The sequence below is a fragment of the Xylella fastidiosa genome (assembly GCF_011801475.1).
GTDB classification, from domain to species: Bacteria; Pseudomonadota; Gammaproteobacteria; order Xanthomonadales; family Xanthomonadaceae; genus Xylella; species Xylella fastidiosa.
This window is the reverse complement of record NZ_CP044352.1, coordinates 1,592,670-1,612,698: the sequence shown is the minus strand read 5'-3', so window position 1 is coordinate 1,612,698 and position 20,029 is coordinate 1,592,670. Positions and strand designations below refer to the sequence as shown.

Genomic DNA, 20,029 nt, shown 5'->3' with positions numbered 1-20,029 from the left:
GCTTGGCATCCTAAAAGGTCATCGGTGAAAAATGACTTGAATCACCTCGCAATGGCAACAATATGCGCATCACATTGCAATAAACCTGTGAGATAGGAGTAAATCCACATCCATTTCTATAAACCTTCTAACCAAGCGACATACGCAGTCAGTCTTCCTGCCTAAATTTTATTTTTTACAGACATTCAACCTGACATACACAAAACCATATCCAGAAAACATTACATCGGCATTATTTTCAATGCTGAGCACATTAAAAAGAAATCGAATTAAGATCAACGCGACATTCAAATCTGGAGCAATCTAAGGACAGCAAACAATACATCCCCCTCCCCAAACCACACTATATTGTTGCACAACCACTCAGCCTCCCTTAGAAGCTTTCGCTGCCTGTGCAACTTGCTCTCTCACCAACACACTCTCCACCGATGCGATGGTGATTGGATGATAAAGAGATTTAAATTTTGCAAAAATTTGTTTAGCAAAAAATAATCCCTTTGGGGTTTTCGACAACTCAGCGTAAATCGGTAATATCAGCTTGAGTCGACCCACACGCCCTATGAAGGCACCCGCCTCCGGCCACGCAGCGGTATAACCACTACGGATCGCCAATGGATACCAACGCATCGCAATCTCGCCATTTGGCGTACCGGTGAAGTGGTAAGCTTCGTCAAGCTGCTTGAGTTGCTCAAGCTTGAGCGTCCCACCCATTCTGCTAAGAAAATAGACCCACTGCTGGGTACCCCAACCATCAGTCACCTGCCTATTCGGTAAGAGACCACTACCACTCCAAGCAATACGTGCACCATCCACATTGGCGAAACTCAGCGAACGCACCTTCTGAGCAATTGCCGGAATACCAGGGGCGTTCAGCCAACTATCCAATTCCTCGGTAGTAATCGCATTGGGATCTTGGGATAACAAATACTGCTTCAGATAAACGATAAAATCTTCGCTTGTCGCACTTTGAAACGCATGGCTGTCAAACCAACCACGTAGAAACGGATCGAACACCTCACGCCCAACACGTTGCTCAAGAAACTGTAGGAACCATGCCCCTTTCACATAAGCGATAGGACTCAGTGCATCATCCGGATCACGCTTGGTCAACGTCGACAGCACCAATTTTTGATCGGCTTTGGGAATATCCTTCAACGCTGCAAAAATATCCATTTGATCGACTTGACGCTCCATATCGGCCATCGTCTGACCGTACAGCGCCTCAGTAATGCGCGCTTGCACATAGGTCGTGAAACCTTCATTGAGCCAAATATCCTTCCACGAAGCATTAGTCACCAAATTGCCAGACCAACTATGCGCCAACTCATGTGCAATCAACGAAACCAGCGATTTGTCACCCACAATCACCGTTGGAGTGACAAAGGTCAGACGCGGATTCTCCATCCCACCAAATGGAAACGACGACGGCAATACCAACATATCGTAACGTCCCCAACGATACTGACCGTATAGCGTCTCGGCGGCAGCGATCATTTTTTCGGTATCCTCAAATTCCTTTGCCGCCTTATCCACCATAACCGGCTCGGCCCAAACACCAGAACGCGCAGAAATCGGCTTGAAGACCAAATCACCTGCAGCGATCGCCAACAGATAAGAGGGGATCGGCTCAGCCATTTTGAAGCGGTAATCGCCATCGCGTACTGCGTTGGGGTCGTTGTCGGCACTCATCAACACCATCACATCTGGACGCGAAACGATGTGGGCCTTGTAGGTAAAACGTACACCTGGGGTGTCCTGGAGCGGTACCCAACTGCGGGCATGGATCGCTTGAGATTGACTGAACATAAAAGGCAAGCGTTTGCCCTCCGTCATCGCCGGCTCCATCCATTGCAAGCCAGAAGCACTCGGAGCAGTCCGGTAAGTGACACGGATCTGGGTAGGCTGCGAAGGAGTCTCAATAACCAGTTTGCTACCCAATATTTTGTCGGCTGGGAATAAAACAAACTTAAGCTGATTCAAGTGCCCTTGGCCGTCGTCAACTTCAATCTTCTCAATGCTCAGCTCACGAGTATCAAGCACGATTTGCTTCGCATCCTTGTCCTTCCAGTCAAGCGAATAGGTCGCGGTACCAGCCAGCGTCTTCTTATCAAAATCCAGCTTAAGATCCAACGCCAAATGCTTAATGACGACCTTATCTGATTCGGCATAAGAACTTTCATCATGACGGCGAATATCGGCTTTCCCAACAGCAACGACATGTGCCGACATCGAAGATGGCACCACAGACGCGGACTGATTCGAGCAACCCACCATAACGATTGCTGCAAGTCCAAAAAGGCGCGGGATCAAAGGACACATGAACAACACCGATACAGGGAACAGCGGCGATTCTACTCCAGAGGTGTAATTCGCGCGCATTCACAACAAATAAAAAAGCGCATCACAAAAGGGAAACGCGCACTGATTGCCGCCACTAGCTGCACTCACTCAGGATCTGGAATCCAAAAACAGATGATGCGCTTCACTCAAGCGCAATTTTCTGCCTCACCCCCATCTACATCAACGATCTGCATTCGCCACGCATCCTAGATTCATCTCGCGCCAATGAGCATCACGAAGCAACATCAATATTTATATCCGGAATGAATCGCAACAATGCCACCGGTCAAATTCCTATAGCCACAACGCTCAAACCCAGCCGACCCCATCATCGCCTGCAACTCTTCCTGCGGTGGATGCTTCCGAATGCTCTCAGCAAGGTAACGATAGCTAGCAGCATCCCTAGCAAACAACCGCCCCAGACGCGGTAACACCTGGAAGGAATGGAAATCATAAATTGGCTTAAACCACTCGGCAGTTACTGCGGAGAATTCCAGTACCCTTGCCTGGCCACCCACCTTCAGCACACGGAACATCTCGCGCAGCGCTGCATCTTTGTCGGTCACATTGCGCAAACCAAAAGACATCGTCACCAAGTCGAAGCACTTATCCTGAAACGGCAGCGCTTCAGCGTTGCATTGCACATAGTCCAGACGAGCGACCACGCCACGATCAATCAGCCTATCCCGCCCAACGGACAGCATGCTGGCATTGATATCGCCAAGTACGATACTCCCCTCTGCACCAACCCGATTCTTCAATAGCATTGCGATATCGCCGGTGCCCCCTGCAAGGTCAAGCACACGGTCACCTGACTTCACCTGAGCAGTAGCGACGAAGTAACGCTTCCAGGCCCGATGAATACCCAGGCTCATCAGATCGTTCATCAAGTCATAGCGACGTGAGACCGAAGTAAACACCTCGGCAACCAGCGTCTTCTTGTCCTTGGCCGCAACCTGACGGAAGCCGAAATGGGTCGTGCTGGTTTTCTCGGAAGATTCACTCATATTGACCCCGATTATTGCACCGCCATCATAAGCCTGAGAAGGCCATATATTAATTAGTGTTCCAAACTTCCAGATACAGTCAAATCCACATCAAACCCATCGAAACCAAGACGACACCTAATGGTGAGCTACTTGCTACAGCCACAACTTCCACATGAACTCAAAACAAATACAGCCCTCAAACAGAGCAATCGGTTAATACCCTAGCACCACAATGCACGATTCACTGGATGATTGCATAGACTGAATGATCGTACAGATGTATATATAGATTGATACCCTGCTCACCTCATCCAAGGATGCTCACGATGCTGCCCCATCTAGGCAGCCTTCTACTCACTGGCCATTCCATCATCAGCCACACAATGGTAACGACCGAACGCGCCCCCTGGGTGATTACACAAATTCGCGACTATAACCACCCCTACGCCACCTCGAAAGCCGAATTAGACAGCAAAATGGCAAAGATGGCTGAGAGTCCATGCGATTTCTATCGTGGCACTGCCCACATCTTCTACCAAGACATGAAAACGTGGCCATCCTCGCAATGGAGCACTCCAAAAACAGGCTTCACATGGCTCAACGGCGACGCCCACCTAGGCAACTTCGATGCAACACGCAATAGCAAAGGAAATGTTGTGTTCGAGATCGCTGACTTCGACGAAGGCCACCTCGGCCAGTACATCTGGGATTTACGTCGACTCGCCGTCAGCATGGTTCTTGTTGGCCGTGACAACGGACTGAACGATGCCGACATCGAAAAAGCGATTGAAATAATGGTGCAGGCATACCTAAAAAAATGTCAAAATTCAGTAAAAGTAACGCGGAAAAACATTTCATACTCGACGCTGACAATACCAGCGGTGTCGTCGCGAAAACGATCAAAGCTGCCGACGCCAAATCGCGCCTCCAACTACTCGCCAAATACACCACACTCAACGGTAACAAACGCATCTTGTTGGACTTGCCTAACCTTGTCAGCGTAGATGCAAACACCCATAGCGGCGTGGCTGCAGCAATGGACAGCTACCTGGCCTCCATTCATCCATCCAAACGCTATGCTGCCGACTACTACACGATTAAAGACGTACGACAGAAACTCAGATCTGGCACCAGCAGCCTAGGTAAGCGCCGTCTATACGTACTCATCGAAGGTCCAAGCACCGCCACTGACGACGACGTCATCCTAGAATGGAAACAGGAAAGTCGCAGTGTGGTTGCCATTGCTGCACCAACACAGATGCCCGCCTCCATCTACCACAACCACGAGGGAGCGCGCGTAGCACGCACAGCTCAAGCACAGCTACTACATGCTGATGTGCTCATTGGCTATACCAGCATCGGCGACACACAATACTACGTGCATGAAAAATCACCGTATCAGGAAGATCTAGCGTCAGAAACACTCAATACAGCCGGAAAAATGACCATCGCCGCCCTCTATCTAGGTCAAGCGCTGGCCTCAGCACATACACTGGCCAACCAAGATAATGATCTGAGTGTGGTCGGATACAACATCGACAAGCAAATCCACAACACCGTCAGTCATAAAAAACAGTTAGAGAAAGAACTGCGACGGTTCGCATTTAACTACGCTACACAAGTCATGCTGGATTGGCGGGGCTTCGTCACGGCCTACCACGCTGGTACACCACTGTACTGATGCCCCCCACCACCAACCCGATGCGACGACTACGACAAGCTCGGGCTTTGAATAACGCTTGCATGTACATGGATAGTGCCATTGATGACAATGGTTAACAGCATCGTCCTCTACCAGATAGAGAACACCGTAGAATAACGATACGCCTCGCTGGCAAACAATGAAGATCGCACGATGCCTTGCACCCCAATAAAGACACAAGGCATCCGACATTACACATTACAAAATGTAACGACTCAGATCTGGATCCTTCACTAATTCCCCCAAATGCGCATTGACATAATCGGCATCGACCGTCACGGACTCGCCATCACGATCCGGAGACTCATAACTCAGCGTTTCCAACAATCGCTCCAACACCGTGTGCAAACGCCGCGCACCGATATTCTCCTGACGCTCGTTGACCAAATAAGCAATCTCGGCAATACGGTCAATCGCATCCTCTGTAAAATCAAGCGACACACCTTCCGTTTTCAACAATTCCTGATACTGCTTAGTGAGCGCCGCCTTCGGCTCTGTCAGGATACGGATAAAATCCGCTTTACTCAGCGCATCCAACTCCACCCGAATCGGGAAACGGCCTTGCAACTCCGGAATTAAATCGCTTGGCTTGGTGAGGTGAAAGGCACCGGAAGCAATGAACAAAATGTGGTTGGTCCTGATCGTGCCGTACTTGGTCGACACATTCGACCCCTCTACCAATGGCAGCAAATCGCGCTGCACACCTTCGCGACTCACATCACCGCCGCCAACAGTATCACCACGTTTAACGACCTTATCGATCTCATCAATAAAGACGATCCCATTCTGTTCGCAAGCTTCGATCGCTGCAGCACGGATTTCGTCTTCGTTGACCAGCTTAGCCGCCTCTTCTTCGATTAATAACGGGCGTGCCGCCTTGATCGCCAGCTTACGCTTCTGAGACTTGCCTCCCCCAATATTGGAGAACATCTGACGCAACTGCTGACCCATTTCCTCCATACCAGGAGGAGTCATAATGTCCATACTCACGTTGACAGCAACGTCCAACTCAATCTCGCGCTCTTCTAACTCACCGCTGCGCAACATACGACGGAACTTCGCCCTAGTCTCACTCTCATGCGCAGAGGGTTCTTGACGTATAGCATCGGCATCAGCATCAAAACCGATACCAACGCTACGACGCGGCAATAACGCGTCAAGAATGCGCTCCTCAGCGTACTCCTCAGCCTGAGTGCGTACACGCACCTTAGCTTGCTCACGATACATTTTGACTGCGGTATCAACCAAATCACGCCCGATTTGTTCCACATCCTTGCCAACGTAGCCCACCTCAGTGAAACGCGTCGCCTCGACTTTGACAAACGGTGCATTAGCCAAAGTTGCCAAACGGCGTGCAATCTCCGTCTTACCTACGCCCGTCGGACCGATCATCAAAATGTTCTTAGGCATCACCTCATTACGCAACTCCTCAGGCAACTGCATACGGCGCCAACGATTACGCAACGCAATTGCCACAGACCGCTTCGCGGCCTGCTGACCAACAATATGGCGATCAAGCTCCTGCACAATCTCGCGTGGCGTCATGGTTGAGGAAGTGAAATCAGTCTTAGAAGGCATACATAAACTCTAGATTGCGGCCGCAGCCATGCTGAATAACAAAGTAGAAGAGCCAAGCATCCCGTACTTATAACTCGTCAACCACCACATTACGATTCGTATAGATACAAATATTGCCAGCGATGCCAATCGCCTCGGTCGCGATGGTCCTCGCATCCAACGCAGTGTGTGCCATCAACGCACGCGCGGCGGAAAGAGCGTAGCTGCCACCAGAGCCAATCGCAACGATGCCATCTTCCGGCTCGATCACATCACCCGTACCACTGATCACCAACGAAGTTTCCTTATCGGCCACCACCAACAGCGCCTCAAGCTTTCCTAAACGGCGCTCAGTACGCCAATCTTTCGCCAGTTCCACTGCGGCACGGCTTAACTGACCATGTTTCTCCAGTTTGGCCTCAAACAACTCAAACAAAGTGAACGCGTCAGCCGCTGCACCGGCAAAACCGGCTAACACCTGACCATCACGCCCTAAACGACGCACCTTACGCGCATTACTCTTCATCACCGTGTGACCCAACGTCACTTGACCATCGCCGGCAATAGCAACCTTATCGCCACGGCGTACACAAACGATCGTCGTCGCATGAAAAACATTAGACATCTGACTGGATTCCATGGAGCCTCCAAAGATTTTCTTGAAAATGGGGATGCCTAACGACGCTTCAAGCCACACTGCTGCAACCCTTCAGCTCCCCCGTGCCCAACACACTGCCTGCATACAGAGGTCCCACGGTTTTACCACACCGCCATGCACACCCCATGAAGGCAGCGGAATCAACGCATCACGGTAAAATGCAGCTTCTATCCAGGCATTTTAACGACTATTCAACCCAACTCTTAACCACCTGAACGCCTGGAAATGCTCTACACAAAGTGCATTGCTTAGAAAAAAGCACTCCAAACATACCCAAATGTCATGCTCAACCATGCCAACCGCCAGATCTGGCACGTTTTAATGAGTCCTTGGTAAACCCCTCTTGAAATATTCCGCCTGATTGGCCCAATCACCTACCAACTCGACCTGGCCCAATGTCTTGACCTTTCTCAGCTTGTATCACGCATATCCCAGCACACCCCAGTGATATACGCATTGAACCTCTGATTCCAAATGACATTCATCCATGCCCCTCAGGGCTGATTGATTCACCTACCCATACAACACACTGTTGATAATGCCTAAGAAATACAGCACACACCCACACACTCAGCGCGCCTTACGCCGCGCACGCGGATGCGCAGCGTCATAAACCTTGGAAAGGTACTGAAAATCCAAATGAGTGTAGATCTGGGTCGTCGTAATGTCCGCATGGCCTAACAACTCCTGCACACCACGCAAATCACCGGACGACTCAAGCAAATGACTGGCAAAACTATGGCGCAACATATGCGGATGCACGTGCTTGGCCATACCCTGACGCTGAGCCAACTGCTTAATCCGCACCTGAACAGCACGCGCAGAAATCGGTCCACCGTAACGTCCAGGGAACACCGGCTGTTGCGCTCCACCACCACTACTAGCACACCATTCACGAAGCGCAGACAACGCATATGAACCGACAGGCACCACACGCTGACGACTACCCTTGCCCAACACGCTCACCAAACCAGCATCCAGATCCAACCCATCCCAACGCAATCCGCACAACTCACTCAAGCGCAAGCCAGAAGAATAAAACAACTCTAATAGCGCACGATCACGCAATCCAAGCGGCGTATCCGTTGGGATCTGAACAAAAGAGACCGCTTCATCCGCATCCAATATGCGTGGCAGCTTACGCAGTGCCTTCGGAGCACGCAGCCCAGCAGCCGGATTGACAGCAATGTGGCCACGTTTCACTAACCATGTATAAAAACCACGGCACGCCGACAAACGCCGCTGCAGACTCTTGGCCGACAAACCACGACGGTGCTCAGCAGAAACGAAAGCCTGCAACTGCGCCCTATCCAGCGCAACAACCTCACCCACTGCCTGTTGCCCCCCCCAGGCAATGAGCGCACCGATATCACGCCGGTAAGCATCCAAGGTATGCGATGACATACCCCGCTCCACATGCAAGAAAGCGAAGAAATCGTCAACCAACCTACTCATACTCTCTCGCTGCGGTAGCCATGTCAGACATCGAAACGCTTTAGCGCATCGAACAACGCCTGCCCCATCATACGTAGAAACAACGTCCCCATCCCCGGATAAAAGCGATTGGGATCGTAACTACCAATTGCGATCAACCCCAACCCAGACAAGGGAAATAACGCACTGGATTGCACCTGGTTGGCCTCTTCGGCATACAACAACACCTGCTTATTGGTGTTGAGCCGACCACAAATCGGCTCACCATCCCGCAAGCAATCACGGAACGGCACAAGCCGCACATCATCGGACTCAATCACCTGCAACCAAGCCGCATGCAGCCCTGCAACCGGGCGCAGCAATACCAAGCGGACACAATCACCATTAAAATCCTCAGCTAACGAAGCGACTAATACCCGTAACGTGTCCGCAGCACTCCTCTGGCGCATCAACGTCAGAGTCAATTGATGAGTACGCATGGCCAACTGCTCGTTCGCCTGTGCATTGCCCGTCAATGCAGCAAGTCGGCGCGACAACTCACGGTTCTTCTCACGCAACACCTCAAGTTGGTAACTGGCTAAAGAGGCCGTAGAGGCATTTTCACGAGGCACCACCAACGTCAACGCCAAATCAGGGAACTGCTTAAGAAAAGCGGGATGCCGACGCAGCCAAGCAGCCACGTCGTATGCACAGATCTTATCCTTCACCTCACTCATCCGTACCACACTCCATCAAACACACACCTTGCCGGACCAGACAACGTCACTGGCCCACCGGAAACTGGCCACTGCACACGCAACGTGCCCCCTGGTAGAACAACACGCACATCACGTCCAACCCTGCCACGCTGCATCAGCACAACTGCTGCCGCACAAGCACCACTGCCACACGCCAACGTTTCTCCAGCACCACGCTCATACACACGCAACCGTACCAAACCAGGATCAATCACCTGGACAAAACTGACATTCACTGACTCCGGAAACGCAGAATGCTGCTGCAAGAGCGGCCCGATCCGTTCGACAGGTGCCACATCAATCAAATCGACCTCAACCACTGCATGCGGATTCCCCATTGATACCGCACCACAACACAGCACCTCACCCTGTAGCGACAACACATACTCTCCCAAGGCATTGGGAAATCCAGACAAAGGAATACGCTCAGGCTCGAACACTGGCAGACCCATCTCCACCGCATACTCATCTTTACCTATGCAGCGAACCGAATGCGTCTGTACCGGACTGTCAATCAAGAAATGCTCGGTCGCAACGGAACCATCACGCACCAACCAAGCAGCGACGCAACGTGCACCATTACCACATTGCTGCGCCGCAGACCCATCCGCATTCCAGATACGGTAAGCGGCAAACACCCCGACACCACGCGGCGGCTCAATAGCGATAACCTGATCACACCCAATACCAAAGTGGCGATCAGCCAACCAAGCGACCAACGCCGCATCCGGCGGCGGTGTCCCATCACGCAAATCCAAAACGACGAAGTCATTACCAGCCCCTTGCATCTTGGTGAAATGCAAAGGACATCGCACGCTCTCAACCCCCATCGTCTTGCATCACCGGGACCGAACAGGCTTTGCAGTCGGCGGCGGGCTAGCTCCCTTATCCCCCTGAGATTTAGCCTTAGGCAACGACAACGGCTGCTCTGGCACATTGACCGGTTTCTGCGGCATCACCAACGCCCCCTTGTTACCACATGCGGTAAGGACAAAAAGAGCGGCACCAACCAAGATACAACGGGAAAAAACAATAGGCACTCTACTCATCATGCAAGTATATCTACGGAAACCAAGCGCAACCCGACGAGCATACAATGAAGAAAGACGCCAAGCATCACAACATGCAACAACGTCCTCCCACTTCACTTCACTTCACTTCACTTCAAGATGGTGAAGTACGAAAGCATAGGACTCAGCCAATTCCTGGTAACGCCTGAAACGCCCAGACTTCCCACCATGACCGGCATCCATATTGACTCTGAATACAATCGGAAAAGTCCCCGTATTCTCATCACGCAGCTTAGCCACCCATTTAGCCGGCTCCCAATACTGCACCTGTGAATCCCATAACCCCGTGCCAACAAACAACGCTGGATAAGCCTGATGCACCACGTTGTCGTAAGGCGAATACGTCAACATGTAATCGTAATAAGTCTTCTGCTCAGGATTACCCCACTCATCGTACTCATTGGTGGTCAACGGAATACTCGGGTCCAACATCGTCGTCACTACATCAACAAATGGCACCTGCGCCACGATCACACGGTAATCACTCGGCGCCTGATTAGCCACCACACCCATCAACAAACCACCGGCACTACCACCGGCCGCGGCCACACGTCCCTTGGCGGCATATCCCTGCGCAACCAATTCCCGCGTCACATCAATAAAATCATTAAACGTATTCTGCTTATGCAGCAACTTACCATCGTCATACCACTGCCGGCCCATCTCCTGACCACCACGGATGTGCGCAATCGCGTAGACAACACCACGATCAAGCAAGCTGGCCACTGGCAAATTAAACCCTGGATCTGTGGACAAACCGTAACTGCCATACGCGTACTGATACAGCGCAGCAGTGCCGTCTTTCTTAAAACCTTTGCGATACACCAGCGACACTGGCACCTTCACACCATCCCGCGCAGTCACCCACAGACGCTCCGTGACGTACTGCGACGGATCGTAACCAATCACAGGCTGCTGCTTGAGTTGACGACGCTCACCAGTACGCACGTTGAACTCATAAGTCGTCGCCGGAGTCGTTAACGAAGTATAGGTATAACGCAGCCACGGATTGTCCGGCTCGGGATTCTCAGAAAGACCCATTGAGTACGCCGGCTCATCCGCAGCAACATCAGTGTGTTGGCCATCAGCCTTGAGCAGACGCACCCGCTCCAAGCCCTGAGAACGCTCTTGGATCGCAGTAAAACCGTCGAACAGCTCAAAATCCTCAATAAAGACTGCTGGATCGTGCACGACCAAGTCACGCCACTGACTACGCAAAGTCGCATCACTGGGTGCAGTGACCAACTTGTAATTTTTGGCACCGTCGGCATTCGTGCGGATCACCCAACGACTGTCAAAATGATCTCCCCCATATTTCACGTCGCGCTCACGCCGAGCCAACACGACAAACCCCTTCGACAGATCCGCAGGTGCATAACGCATTTCGGAAGAAACCGTGCTTTCCATAGAAACCACAATGTATTTCTCATCACGCGTACGTTCGATGTCCATATAGAAACTATCGTCGTGCTCCTCATAAACCACCACATCGGTACTGACAGGGGTACCAAGCACATGCTTTTTAACACGCTTAGTCAGCAGCGTTTTAGGATCATTCTCAATGTAGAACAACGTCTTATTATCGTCAGCCCAAACCACGCTAGACGACGCACCATGGATTTCATCCTGATAAAGCACCCCAGTCTCCAGATTTTTGAAGCGAACCGTATACTGACGTCGACCCACACCGTCCTCGGCCCAAGCCAACAGATGAGTATTAGGACTCACCTCAGCATGAGCCACACTGAAGTAACTCTTACCTGCAGCCAACGCGTTAACGTCCAGTAATACTTGTTCACCAGCAAAGTCACCGGACGCATTCGCCGCCAGAATCACGGCAGCATCAAGCCCAGAACCATCTTTGCGACGCGCATGAATCGGATAATCCTTACCGGATTCAAACCTGGAATAGTAAAACCAACCGTGTTTCCGGTACGGAACACTGGCATCATCCTTCTTGATGCGAGCAACAATCTCCTTATACAAGGTCTGCTGTAACGGCTTGAGTGGTTCCAACACCTTGTCGGCATACGCATTTTCAGCGTTCAAATAACTCAACACCACCTTGTTCGTACGCGTGTCATCACGTAACCAGTAATAATTATCATTGCGGATTGCGCCAAACGGCGCTTTGATCGCATGGGCATGCTTAGCGATATCAGGAGGGAGAGGAGCACTTACAACAGCAGTAGTCACGTTCATCAGGCCGAAAAATAAGAAGGGAAGTTTGATCGTCATAGCTGAAGTTTCAATGGATTTCAGCCTTTCACGCAAGGGGAAACAGTCGAGACACTCTAGTTCCATTAAACGATCCTCGTTCCGATAACGAACCGGAACCACATTGCACACTGCAACGGCCTCGCTCTTCACCGCTCTTAATAAACACACTTTTCCGAATTAAAATTAATTAAACAACCATAGAATGCAACACCGATTAAATGAGATATTCAAAAACAAACCAACACTCTTAGCAATCCAAATCTCAACCCTATCCTCTTTTCTACCGAACTCACTGCACACAAGAAAAATAAAAAAGAAACAGCATTTAAACTACTGATACTGTACACATCGCATCGACACGGCTCCATTTAAAAAACAAAATACACCAAAATACCAATCAGTAAATCACCGCACATACACCCGTTTCATATTCAATAGAAGCACCTATATACCCAAATACCTTGAATACGGGCATAGACTTTCCCACAACAACCACACCCGGAGCGCACCCCGTGGAATCACCAGAAAAATGAGTACATATATTCCGATAACACAAAATTCACACATCCCCCACACCTCCTACCCATCCATGATGGTCGCTCCAATTCAGTGTGATTCAAACTATCAATACACACCACTCACAAACCTTTAGTCCCATAACATGTGAACCAATGACTTCAATAAAACCGGCAGCCTGCCCCCTCATCCTGTGTGAGTCGGACATGGAGCTACGACGTATTCAAAACAAAATAAACACATCACGTAGACTGATAACTACACCCATCAACCACCCTTAAGACCACATTAATCCTTCCTGACCCTTCAACGCTTGGGCTGAAGCATCGTGTGAGTACAGTGATCCGAACCGCATAAACACGCCCAGATCTTTTTCAGTCGCGCCGTATGGCGCTCTGCCAACACAATCCCATAGTTATAAGTCAGCTCCTCACCAGAAGCGATATCACGGATCGCCTGGATAAATATCTTGTCTTTACGTCGGTTCCCGCCCGTATCCTCCTCAACCACTGCCTCGCAATTCGGAGAACAACTATGATTGATCCAACGCGCAATGTTCCCAGCATCATTGGCATCAATCACATAATCATCATTCAACGTAAACAAAAACGTATGACCACTCTCAATGTGGCCATGACTATTGGCATCAACCGCAGCATGCGTACGGATGCGCCCCTTATATTCAATAATGCGCTCACCCTGATGGATCGACACCACAGCAAACACACCGTTGCCGTGGATACGGGACTTGCGAGCGACGATCCTACGGGACATCAATACCGTCCTTTATACAAAATGTGCATTGCAGACTAGATATATCAACACAGCAACTCTGGCACCCAAAGCACATCAATACAACACACACGGAAAGTCGATTGGCGCGCACATCTGGAAAGCGTACAATTTCTGTCCGCTTTAAACATTCACACACCATTGCATGCTGCGTGTTACCAAACTGACCGACTACGCAAGCGTCGTACTGACCGTACTAGCCGCACACCCCGGCGTGGTCCTCAGCGCCAACGAACTCGCCGAACACTCTGGTTTGGAACCACCCACCGTAAGCAAAATTCTCAAACCGCTATCGCAAGCTGGCCTCGTCGCAGGACGGCGCGGCGCTTACGGCGGCTATCGGCTAGCACGCACCCCAGGGGAGATCACCCTGATCCAAATCGTTGAAGCCATCGAAGGACCATTGGCCATCACCGAATGCAGCCAAGACCACAACCAATGCAGTATCACCCACCAGTGCGGCATCCGCTCAAACTGGCAACTGATCAACACCCTGATTGCCCAAGCACTACGCAGCATCACCCTGGCACAAATGCTGGCTCCCCTCCCCGCTTTTTCTACTCACAGCCAGCCGCGCACCATCGCCGCCAGCATCACAACCACCTGACACAAGCAAACGACAGAACCATGGCTACTGACATCGCCACCCCACAGAACGCCGAGATTCTCGAACGCCTGGACAGGCGCTACGAAGCCGGCTTCGTGACCCAAATTGAATCCGACTCGCTACCGCCTGGTCTCAACGAAACAATCATCCGCGCCCTATCGGCCAAGAAACACGAGCCAGAATGGATGACCGAATGGCGTCTGGCAGCCTACCGTCACTGGCTAAACATGCCGATGCCAGAATGGGCAAAACTCCACATCGCGCCGATCGACTTCCAAGCACTTAGCTACTACTCCGCCCCCAAAGGTCCGAAGTACGCCTCCCTTGACGAAGTCCCCAAAGAACTATTGGATACCTACGACAAACTCGGCGTACCACTGCACGAACGTGCCAGATTGGCCGGCGTCGCAGTGGATGCGGTATTTGACTCCGTATCACTCGGTACCACCTTCCGCAAAGAATTAGCCGAAAAAGGCATCATTTTCTGCTCGATCTCCGAAGCCATCCAAGAACACCCAGATCTGATACGCCAGTATCTGGGCAGCGTCGTACCCGTTCGAGACAACTACTTCGCTGCACTAAACTCGGCAGTCTTCTCTGACGGCAGCTTCGTCTTTATCCCAAAGGGCGTCCGCTGCCCAATGGAATTAAGCACCTACTTCCGCATCAATGCCGGCCACACCGGACAATTTGAACGCACCTTGATCGTGTGCGAAGAACAAGCCTACGTCTCCTATCTAGAGGGCTGCACAGCCCCAATACGCGACGAAAACCAACTTCATGCAGCGGTCGTCGAACTGGTCGCCCAAGAAGATGCAGAGATTAAATACTCCACCGTACAAAACTGGTACCCAGGCGACGAAGCAGGCCGTGGCGGCATTTATAACTTCGTCACCAAACGCGCCGAATGCCGCGGCGCGCGCAGCAAAGTAATCTGGACCCAAGTTGAAACCGGCTCAGCGATCACTTGGAAATACCCATCCTGCGTCTTGCTAGGCGACGACTCAACCGGTGAATTCCACTCCGTCGCACTGACCCGCCACCATCAACAAGCCGACACCGGCACCAAGATGATCCACATTGGCAAACGCACCAAAAGCAAAATTGTCAGCAAAGGGATCAGCGCTGGACATGGACAAAACACCTACCGTGGTCTCGTCAAAATCGACCGCAACGCAGAGGGCGCACGCAACCACACCCAATGCGACTCACTGCTCATCGGCAAACAATGCGGCGCCCACACCTTCCCCTACATCGAAGTGAAACACCCAAACGCCACCGTCGAACACGAAGCCACCACATCCAAAATCAGCGACGACCAACTCTTCTACTGCCGCGCACGCGGTATTGCCGAAGAAGATGCTGTCTCGATCATCGTCGACGGCTTCTGCAAACAAGTGTTCCGCGAACTACCAATGGAGTTCGCCGTCGAAGCGAAAAAACTACTCGACATCTCATTGGAAGGATCTGTCGGCTAAATCAACACCAGTGGATGGGGTATCCCTGAGTCCCGGACGCGCTCTAAAACCCAAACACTCCATCCACTCCAACAACGCATCCAAACCGCCTCAGTCCCATAAAAACGTATCAGCGGACACAAGCTCATCCTATAGACATCATGACTATGCTGAAGATCGACACCCTCCATGCCTCCGTCGCCGGCAAGGAAATCCTCAAAGGCCTTTCCCTGGACATCGCACCTGGCCAAGTGCATGCCATCATGGGACCCAACGGTGCCGGAAAATCCACCCTAGGTCACATCCTTGCTGGCCGCGACGGCTACGACGTCACCGCAGGTCAAGTGACCTTCGACAATCGCCCCCTGCTCACACTCCAACCAGAAGAACGCGCCGCCGCTGGATTATTTCTAGCATTTCAATACCCCGTGGAAATTCCTGGAGTGAACAACACCTACTTCCTACGCTCAGCACTCAACGCACAACGCAAAGCACGCGGTGAAGAAGAACTTGACTCAATACAATTTCTCAAACGTGTCCGAGAAAAACTCGCGGTACTGCATCTGAAAGACGAACTGCTGCACCGCGGCGTCAACGAAGGATTTTCCGGCGGAGAGAAAAAGCGCAATGAAATCTTCCAACTCGCCGTCCTCGAACCCAAACTCGCCATCCTAGACGAAACCGACTCAGGCCTAGACATCGACGCACTGAAAACCGTCGCCGATGGCGTCAACGCCCTGCGCTCACCGGAACGCGCATTCCTGGTCATCACCCACTACCAACGCCTGCTCGACTACATCAAACCCGACGTTGTACACGTACTTGCCGAAGGTCGCATCGTAGAAACCGGCGGCCCTGAACTGGCACTGGAATTAGAACAACATGGCTACACCTGGTTGAAAAATCGTGTCATCCCCACCAGCGAAACAATGCCTCCCTCCCCCCATGATCCACACACCGACACACCCAGACTGAAGGCACCAACACCGCGGGAAAATGTCTGATGAACCCCCTCCTTGACTCCCTGGCCGCCGCCTTCCAAAACGACGGTGACATCACCCGCCGCCAAGCACTGGAGGACGCACGTCGCGACGGCTTACCCGACCTACGCAGCGAAACGTGGAAATACACATCACTACGTACACTGGAACGCCGCCACTTCACCCAAGCACCTACTGCCGCAACAGCGATTGATCCTACATGGCTGAACACCATCCCGACACCGCGCCTGGTCTTCGTCAACGGTCGCCATAATCCCAACCTGTCCAACCTCTCTGGCTTGCCACAAGGCATGACCTTACACCCCCTGTCAGCCCCCCGAGAGAACAAGACAAAGGACTGCACCGCAGCCCCCCCCATTTCAAACACAGAGATGAGACATTTGCCCGACTCAACACCGCACTCGCCGACGAAGGAGTACTGCTACGTGTCCATCAAAACATCACCGTCAACACACCCATCCACCTCATCTTTATTACTCCAGCAGGTGAAATAGACCACGCCTGGCACCTACTCAACCAGATCGAACTGCACCGCGGCGCATCACTGCAACTCATCGAACACCAACTCCATACCGGCCACGCCGCCCACCTCAACAACGTCCTCACCCGCATTCATATCGCACCGGGCGCATGCCTGGAACATGCCCGCCTGCAAAACGATGCTACCGCCACGACCTCATTCCTGCGCACCGACGCAGTGCTCGCACAGGACGCTGAATACCGCCGTGTCGATGTAGAACTCGGCGCAAAACTGTCACGCCATGAACTCAACGTACGTCTTGAAGGCGACAACGCCCGCCTGACCGCCAACGGTATCCTGTTAGGCCACCTCACACGCCATCTAGACACCCGCCTGCACATCGAACATATCGCCCGCAATACGGCAAGCGAACTGCTATGGCGCGGCATCGGAACCGACCGCAGCCGCGTCGTATTTCATGGCGGCATTCACATCCATCAAGGCGCCGACGGCAGCGACGCCCGACTATCGAACAAAAACCTACTGCTCTCAGCAAACGCAGAGATCGACACACAACCTGTGCTGATCATCAACGCAGACGAAGTTCAGGCTGCACACGGTGCCACCGTCGGCCAACTCGACCCACAAGCCCTGTTCTACCTACGCACCCGCGGCATCCCACACACCACCGCACAACAGCTCCTCAGCGCAGCGTTCTGCCACGAACCACTAACCCTGTTAGACAGCACCCTAGCCGACATCCTGCGCGCACCACTGAATCACGCACTGAACAGCACATGGACCGTATAAACACCTCCGCAGCCCCCCCCACATCCCCCGATTGGGAACGCCTGCGTGCCGACTTCCCCCTACTGCAACGCCACGTACACGGAAAACCGCTGATCTATTTCGACAACGCAAATACCGCACAAAAACCCCAGGCAGTGATCACTGCCACCGACACCTTCTACCGCCGCCACAACGCCAACATCAGCCGTGCCGTACACACACTAGGCACCGAAGCCACAGAAGCCTACGAAGCCACACGAGCAGCACTGGCAACCCTACTTAACGTCCCCATGCACGAACTGGTGCTATGCAGCGGCACGACCTTCGCCATCAACCTCATTGCCTACTCATGGGCACTGCCACGACTGCGTACCGGCGACGTGATCCTAGTCTCACGGATGGAACACCACGCCAACATCGTCCCCTGGCAATTGATCGCTGAACGTACCGGCGCACGTATCCAAGTCGCCGACATCCTGCCTAACGGCACCTTGGATCTAGATGCCCTGCATACCCTGATGACACCCCAAGTCAAACTGCTGGCCATCACGCATGTGTCCAACGTCCTGGGCACCGTTAACCCGATACACGACATCTGCCGCCAAGCACGGCAACGCGGCATTACGACCGTCGTCGACGGCTCCCAAGCGGCACCACATCGCCACATTAATATTCCGGCCATCGGCTGCGACTTCTATGCCATCACCGGACACAAACTCTACGGCCCCACAGGAACCGGAGCATTATGGGCACGCCGCGAACACCTCCACATCATGCCGCCATTTCTAGGTGGCGGAGAAATGATTAAAGAAGTGAGTTTTGACGGTACCCTCTTCAACACCCCACCACATAAATTTGAAGCAGGCACCCCCAACATTGCCGGCTTCATCGGCCTCAGCGCCGCCGTAGATTACGTGCGTCGTATCGGAATCGACCAGATCGAAACACGCGAAACAGAACTACTGGCGCATCTCACCGAAGAACTACAGAAAATCGACGGCATGCGACTCTTCGGCACCGCACCCAACAAAGCCGCCGTGGTTTCCTTCATGATCGAAGGCACACACGCCCACGACCTGGCCACACTGCTCGACCTGGAAGGCGTTGCCGTACGCTCTGGTCAACACTGTGCACACCCCCTCCTGCAATACTACGGAGTGACCGCCACCTGCCGCGCCTCACTGGCGTTCTACAACACTCACGAAGAGATAGAACGCTTCATCACGGCCCTGCTCAAAGTACGCAAACTACTAGGCTGACCCGCATCCCTGCATCTCCCCTGACGCCTCACCACCACGGCACCATTCCACAGCACGACAATACTTGCCCGAACACATTTGAAAAATTTTTTGGAACCCACCCATGAATGACACTTGGACCTTCGTATGCACTGACACCGAACTCCTACCCGGCGAAATGAAAACCGTCTGCGACGACATCACCGGCACCCCCATCGTCGTGTTCAACATTGATGGCGAACTCTACGCCCTAGAAGACCGCTGTAGCCACGAAGATTACCCACTGTCACCAGGCCACTTTGACCCAACCACCGGCAGCATTGAATGCCCACTCCACAGCGCCTGTTTCGACATACGAAACGGCCAACCACTGTGCGCTCCGGCCTACACCCCAGTGATGCAATTCCCCGTCAAACGGGAACAAACCACTATCTGGACCCGTGACAACCGCTGATCGCCCCT

At 52.3% G+C, this 20,029-nt stretch carries 15 protein-coding genes and 2 pseudogenes; 7 read left to right on the top strand and 10 right to left on the bottom strand.

Translation table 11 applies throughout. From position 1 onward, the window contains the following. Positions 1 to 363: 363 nt before the first annotated feature. Complete coding sequence (locus tag F7G16_RS07250; protein WP_014607687.1) at positions 364 to 2,319, bottom strand: M1 family metallopeptidase; 1,956 nt, start codon at positions 2,317 to 2,319, stop codon at positions 364 to 366. 266 nt (positions 2,320 to 2,585) lie between these two features. Next, the gene (gene ubiE, locus F7G16_RS07245; protein WP_004089034.1) at positions 2,586 to 3,347 is read right to left on the bottom strand and encodes a bifunctional demethylmenaquinone methyltransferase/2-methoxy-6-polyprenyl-1,4-benzoquinol methylase UbiE; all 762 of its coding nucleotides are present in this window, start codon (positions 3,345 to 3,347) and stop codon (positions 2,586 to 2,588) included. A 299-nt stretch (positions 3,348 to 3,646) separates the two neighbouring features. On the opposite strand from ubiE, the pseudogene F7G16_RS12765 reads away from it, so the two are divergent. Further along, positions 3,647 to 5,010: pseudogene (locus tag F7G16_RS12765) on the top strand (DUF2252 domain-containing protein). Positions 5,011 to 5,229: 219 nt separating this feature from the next. Here F7G16_RS12765 and hslU read toward each other — a convergent pair. The 8 genes from hslU to F7G16_RS07200 all read right to left on the bottom strand — a co-directional run bounded on the left by hslU (position 5,230) and on the right by F7G16_RS07200 (position 13,997). Next, the gene (gene hslU / locus F7G16_RS07235; protein WP_004089043.1) at positions 5,230 to 6,609 is read right to left on the bottom strand and encodes an ATP-dependent protease ATPase subunit HslU; all 1,380 of its coding nucleotides are present in this window, start codon (positions 6,607 to 6,609) and stop codon (positions 5,230 to 5,232) included. 67 nt (positions 6,610 to 6,676) lie between these two features. Continuing rightward, positions 6,677 to 7,228 carry an ATP-dependent protease subunit HslV gene (gene hslV / locus F7G16_RS07230; RefSeq protein ID WP_011097750.1) on the bottom strand — a complete coding sequence of 184 codons (552 nt, stop codon included), beginning with the start codon at positions 7,226 to 7,228 and terminating at the stop codon, positions 6,677 to 6,679. 588 nt (positions 7,229 to 7,816) lie between these two features. Next, positions 7,817 to 8,701 carry a tyrosine recombinase XerC gene (xerC, locus tag F7G16_RS07225; RefSeq protein WP_024749281.1) on the bottom strand — a complete coding sequence of 295 codons (885 nt, stop codon included), beginning with the start codon at positions 8,699 to 8,701 and terminating at the stop codon, positions 7,817 to 7,819. A 23-nt stretch (positions 8,702 to 8,724) separates the two neighbouring features. Continuing rightward, positions 8,725 to 9,396 carry a DUF484 family protein gene (locus F7G16_RS07220; protein ID WP_004089053.1) on the bottom strand — a complete coding sequence of 224 codons (672 nt, stop codon included), beginning with the start codon at positions 9,394 to 9,396 and terminating at the stop codon, positions 8,725 to 8,727. Then, positions 9,393 to 10,247, bottom strand: coding sequence for a diaminopimelate epimerase (dapF, locus tag F7G16_RS07215; protein WP_012382526.1), 855 nt, complete (start codon positions 10,245 to 10,247; stop codon positions 9,393 to 9,395). Before dapF ends, F7G16_RS07220 begins: the two co-directional genes overlap by 4 nt. Before the next feature lie 9 nt (positions 10,248 to 10,256). Beyond that, positions 10,257 to 10,469, bottom strand: coding sequence for an LPS translocon maturation chaperone LptM (gene lptM, locus F7G16_RS07210; RefSeq protein WP_012382525.1), 213 nt, complete (start codon positions 10,467 to 10,469; stop codon positions 10,257 to 10,259). A gap of 102 nt (positions 10,470 to 10,571) precedes the next feature. After that, a complete protein-coding gene (locus tag F7G16_RS07205) occupies positions 10,572 to 12,725 on the bottom strand; it encodes a S9 family peptidase (protein WP_038232859.1) in 2,154 nt (717 codons plus the stop codon). Between the two features lie 804 nt (positions 12,726 to 13,529). Further along, positions 13,530 to 13,997 (bottom strand): SET domain-containing protein, encoded by a 468-nt coding sequence (locus F7G16_RS07200; protein ID WP_004083722.1) that lies wholly within the window; start codon positions 13,995 to 13,997, stop codon positions 13,530 to 13,532. 163 nt (positions 13,998 to 14,160) lie between these two features. On the opposite strand from F7G16_RS07200, the gene F7G16_RS07195 reads away from it, so the two are divergent. From F7G16_RS07195 to F7G16_RS07170, 6 genes and pseudogenes are all read left to right on the top strand, one after another. Further along, a complete protein-coding gene (locus F7G16_RS07195; protein WP_004089061.1) occupies positions 14,161 to 14,622 on the top strand; it encodes an SUF system Fe-S cluster assembly regulator in 462 nt (153 codons plus the stop codon). 20 nt (positions 14,623 to 14,642) lie between these two features. Next, positions 14,643 to 16,100: a Fe-S cluster assembly protein SufB gene (sufB, locus tag F7G16_RS07190; RefSeq protein WP_004089062.1), complete on the top strand. Its 1,458-nt coding sequence runs from the start codon at positions 14,643 to 14,645 to the stop codon at positions 16,098 to 16,100. Positions 16,101 to 16,246: 146 nt separating this feature from the next. Next, positions 16,247 to 17,083, top strand: a complete 837-nt coding sequence (gene sufC / locus F7G16_RS07185; protein ID WP_004089063.1) for a Fe-S cluster assembly ATPase SufC — start codon at positions 16,247 to 16,249, stop codon at positions 17,081 to 17,083. Continuing rightward, positions 17,083 to 18,350 (top strand): annotated as a pseudogene (sufD, locus tag F7G16_RS07180) (Fe-S cluster assembly protein SufD). The gene sufC and the pseudogene sufD overlap by 1 nt, the downstream one beginning before the upstream one ends. Then, positions 18,338 to 19,588, top strand: a complete 1,251-nt coding sequence (locus F7G16_RS07175; RefSeq protein ID WP_004089067.1) for a cysteine desulfurase — start codon at positions 18,338 to 18,340, stop codon at positions 19,586 to 19,588. The pseudogene sufD and the gene F7G16_RS07175 overlap by 13 nt, the downstream one beginning before the upstream one ends. Before the next feature lie 103 nt (positions 19,589 to 19,691). Further along, positions 19,692 to 20,021 carry a non-heme iron oxygenase ferredoxin subunit gene (locus F7G16_RS07170; protein WP_004089069.1) on the top strand — a complete coding sequence of 110 codons (330 nt, stop codon included), beginning with the start codon at positions 19,692 to 19,694 and terminating at the stop codon, positions 20,019 to 20,021. The last annotated feature ends 8 nt before the right edge of the window (positions 20,022 to 20,029 follow it).